This window comes from Micromonospora sp. NPDC002717 (assembly GCF_040295705.1).
In the GTDB taxonomy this organism is placed as follows: Bacteria; Actinomycetota; Actinomycetes; order Mycobacteriales; family Micromonosporaceae; genus Micromonospora.
This window is the reverse complement of record NZ_JBEOVW010000079.1, coordinates 1-3592: the sequence shown is the minus strand read 5'-3', so window position 1 is coordinate 3592 and position 3592 is coordinate 1. Positions and strand designations below refer to the sequence as shown.

General features: G+C 69.8%; 5 protein-coding genes and 2 pseudogenes. 2 read left to right on the top strand and 5 right to left on the bottom strand.

The features are described 5' to 3' along the window. Positions 1 to 195: 195 nt before the first annotated feature. The 5 genes and pseudogenes from ABT006_RS34885 to ABT006_RS34865 all read right to left on the bottom strand — a co-directional run bounded on the left by ABT006_RS34885 (position 196) and on the right by ABT006_RS34865 (position 2770). Positions 196 to 567 (bottom strand): ArsR/SmtB family transcription factor, encoded by a 372-nt coding sequence (locus tag ABT006_RS34885; RefSeq protein WP_350712735.1) that lies wholly within the window; start codon positions 565 to 567, stop codon positions 196 to 198. A gap of 166 nt (positions 568 to 733) precedes the next feature. After that, the gene (locus ABT006_RS34880; protein WP_350712734.1) at positions 734 to 1141 is read right to left on the bottom strand and encodes an arsenate reductase ArsC; all 408 of its coding nucleotides are present in this window, start codon (positions 1139 to 1141) and stop codon (positions 734 to 736) included. A gap of 13 nt (positions 1142 to 1154) precedes the next feature. Next, positions 1155 to 1629, bottom strand: a pseudogene (locus tag ABT006_RS34875) (GNAT family N-acetyltransferase). A gap of 62 nt (positions 1630 to 1691) precedes the next feature. Then, positions 1692 to 2399 (bottom strand): annotated as a pseudogene (locus ABT006_RS34870) (aquaporin); the annotation flags it as partial. After that, positions 2396 to 2770 (bottom strand): ArsR/SmtB family transcription factor, encoded by a 375-nt coding sequence (locus ABT006_RS34865; RefSeq protein ID WP_350712733.1) that lies wholly within the window; start codon positions 2768 to 2770, stop codon positions 2396 to 2398. The gene ABT006_RS34865 and the pseudogene ABT006_RS34870, both read right to left, overlap by 4 nt. Before the next feature lie 77 nt (positions 2771 to 2847). Between ABT006_RS34865 and ABT006_RS34860 the strand changes: the two genes are divergently transcribed. Together ABT006_RS34860 and ABT006_RS34855 are read left to right on the top strand one after the other, a co-directional pair. After that, on the top strand, positions 2848 to 2994 hold the full coding sequence (locus ABT006_RS34860) for a hypothetical protein (protein WP_350712732.1): 147 nt from the start codon (positions 2848 to 2850) through the stop codon (positions 2992 to 2994). 20 nt (positions 2995 to 3014) lie between these two features. Further along, positions 3015 to 3473, top strand: coding sequence for an ArsI/CadI family heavy metal resistance metalloenzyme (locus ABT006_RS34855; RefSeq protein WP_350712731.1), 459 nt, complete (start codon positions 3015 to 3017; stop codon positions 3471 to 3473). The last annotated feature ends 119 nt before the right edge of the window (positions 3474 to 3592 follow it).

Below are 3592 nucleotides of genomic sequence, written 5' to 3'. Positions count from 1 at the left end.
GAGATCAAACGCTGCCTCAAACGCTACGTCGCCCGCGAAATCTACCGACGCCTCGAAAACCCACCCCAAACGCTTGACGCGGCATAGGAGCGTCGCCCGGTCGGCTATCGCCACCGCGGTCGACGCGGCGGTGACCAGTGCGGACGCCAGTGCCGGCATCCGCAGGATTGGGCGCTGGCCTTCGAGGGGTGCCGCTCAGCGGGCCTTCTTCGTCGCCCGCTTGCGGGGCGGAGTCAACAGGTCGGCGATCGCCGCGATCGCGGACGGCACGAGCCGGTAGTACGCCCACACGCCCCGCTTCTCGCGCTCGAGTAGGCCGGCTTCGGTGAGGATCCGAAGGTGATGACTCACGGTCGGCTGGGAGAGACCAAGCGGCGCGGTGAGGTCACTCACGGACGCCTCGCCCTCGGGAGCGGACTGGATCAGACTGAGCAGTCGCAGCCGGGCCGGGTCGGCGACCGCCTTCAGCACTCCCGCGAGCCGTTCGGCATCGGCGCGCTTGATCGGCTCGCCTGCAAGCGGCGAGATGGCAGGTGTAGCAGTTTTTGCAGTTGGCACGCCTTCCATCGTTGCACCAACACCATCGATACGCCGGTTGAACCAGTACCCGCTCACCGTCGGTTTGCCGGCAGGGAGCCGTGTTGACCTGGCCCGGCCGTGTCAAACGGCCGGATGAGCGAGTGTCGTCCCCCGCCCAGCGGTGACGGGCGGACGGGCAGCGCCGGCGGGTTGGTCAGGCGGTGGGACGCAGTTCGGTGAGGAGCTTCTCCACCCGGGTGCGGATCTCGTCCCGGATCGGGCGGACCGCGTCGACGCCCTTGCCGCGCGGGTCTTCGAGCTTCCAGTCCTCGTAGCGCTTGCCGGGGAAGACGGGGCAGGCGTCGCCGCAGCCCATGGTGACGATGACGTCGGAGGACTCGGCGGCCTCGTACTCCAGGAGCTTGGGGGTCTGGTCGGTGATGTCGATGCCGACCTCGCGCATGACCTCGACGGCGGCCGGGTTGACCTGGTCGGCGGGGGCGGAGCCGGCGGAGCGGACGTCGATGGTGTCGCCGGCGAGGTGGCGCAGCCAGCCGGCGGCCATTTGGGAGCGGCCGGCGTTGTGGACGCAGACGAACAGGACGCTGGGCTTGTCGGTCATTCGTGAGATCCGATCAGACGACGGTGGGGCTGCGGCGTTCGATGAGGGTGACGTCGCGCCAGATGCCGTGGTGGCGGCCGACGCGTTCGCGTGTGCCGACGGTGCGGAAACCGCAGGCGGTGTGTAGGGCGAGGCTGGCGGTGTTCTCGGGGAAAATGCCGGATTGGATGGTCCAGATGCCGGCCTGCTCGGTGGAGGCGATCAGGGCGTCGAGCAGAAGCCGGCCGACTCCTCGGCCGCGGGCGTCGGGGTGGACGTAGACGGAGTGCTCGACCACCCCGGCGTAGACGCACCGGTCGGACACGGCCGAGCAGGCCACCCAGCCGAGGACCCGGCCGGCGGAGTCGACAGCCACCCAACGATGGTCAGGCAGCCGGGTCGCGGTGAACCGCCCCCAGGGTCGGTGGCTCCGTTTCGAAGGTGGCGTGGCCCGTTGCGATGCCGAGCCGGTAGATGTCGAGCACGACATCGGCGTGCTGGTCGCCCATTGCGGTGATGGTGATGCCGGCGGTGCTGGCGGGAGCAGTCATCGGTTCTCCTGGGCAAGGTGCGGCACGACGACGACGTCGGCGGAGTCGGCGGCGTCGGGGTACCAGGCGGCGAGGGCAGCGACGGCGACCAGACCCCCGACGAGCTGGGCCGCGATGAAGCCGGGCACGGACGATGGGGCGATGCCGGCGAAGGTGTCGGTGAAGGCCCGGCCGATGGTGACGGCCGGATTGGCGAACGAGGTCGAGGACGTGAACCAGTACGCCGCGCCGATGTAGGCGCCCACCGCGGCCGGGGCTGCGGCGGTGCGGCCGCTGCGGGCGAGGGCGAAGACGAGGACGACCAGGCCGGCGGTGGCGACCACCTCGGCCAGCCAGAGGTTCCCACCGGTGCGATCGGTGCGGGACCAGGTCGCGGCGGGCAGCCCGAACATGAGGTCCGCCAGGACTGCTCCGGTGATCGCGCCGCCGGTCTGGGCTGCGGTGTAGGCGGCGAGGTCGCGGCCGGTCAGGCCGGTGCCGGCGCGGCGGCCGAGCCACCAGTCGACGGCGGACACGACCGGGTTGAAATGCGCCCCGGACACTGGCCCGAAGGTCAGGATCAGCGCGCCCAACGCGAGGGCAGTGGCGATCGCGTTCTCCAGGAGCTGGAGGCCGACGTCGGTGGGGGAGAGCCGGGCGGCGGCGATCCCGGACCCGACCACGGCTGCAACCAGCAGGGCGGTGCCGGCGAACTCCGCCGACGCCCGCCGGGTCAGGGTAAGGCTCACGCGGTGCCACCGGCGGCCGGGGCGGAGGAGACCTCCAGCAGCGCGCCGAGCTGCCGGAACGCCTCTGGCCTCACCCGGTACCACACCCAGGTGCCGCGCCGCTCGGAGTCGACCAACCCCGCCTCCCGCAGCAGTTTCAGGTGGTGGGAGATGGTCGGCCCGGACAGGTCGAACGCCGGGGTCAGGTCGCAAACGCAGATCTCGGGAACCGAAGCGATCATCGACATCAGCCGCAGCCGGACCGGGTCACCGAGGGCCTTGAACATCGGCGCGACCATCGTCGCCTGATCGGCGTCCATCGGGCTAGCGGCGATGGGGGAGCAGCAGGCGACCGCGTTGAGATCCACCACCGGCAGCGCTTGTTTCGACATGCCTCTAGGTTGACAGATTTCAAAACAGGGTGCAACGTGGGTCCTGCTTCGAAAATCATCTAGGCAAGGACGAAGCGATGATCAAGCTGTTCCGTCGCCGCCACGTCGACGTCCAAGGCGTGACGTTCTGCGAGTCGTGTGGACAGGGGTGCACCGCGGCTTGCCGCGCCGACGCCCGCTACGAGCGCACCCGCACCACTGCTCTCACCAACTACGTCCGCTGAACCCGTCAGGAGGAGAAATCATGTCTCGTATCCAGCTCGCTCTGCGCGTGTCTGACCTTGAAGGCTCGGTGGCCTTCTACTCGAAGCTGTTCGGCGTCGGGCCCGCCAAGCGTCGCCCCGGCTACGCCAACTTCGCCATCGAGAACCCGCCCCTGAAGCTCGTCCTCCTCGAGGGCGAGGCCGACCAGCCGACGGTCATGGACCACCTGGGCGTCGAGGTGTTCAGCACCGACGAGGTCAACGCCGCCACCCAGCGCCTCACCGACTCCGGCCTGATCACGCTGGAGGAGAACAACACCGAGTGCTGCTACGCCCTCCAGGACAAGGTCTGGGTACGCGGCCCCGGCAACGAGCCCTGGGAGGTCTACACCGTCAAGGCCGACTCCCCGCAGTTGAAGAAGACCGCCGAGAGCGCCTGCTGCACCCCGGCGGCCGAGACGGAACCCGCAACCAGCGGAACCGCGTCAAGCTGCTGCTGAACGTGGTGTGGGTGCCCGGCGGCCATGGCCGCCGGGCGATCGGGGCGCGGTAGGCCGAGCTCGTGACCGGCTGTTGGGGTCGCCATACGGAGAGATCGCCGGGCCCGCGTTCGAGGGTC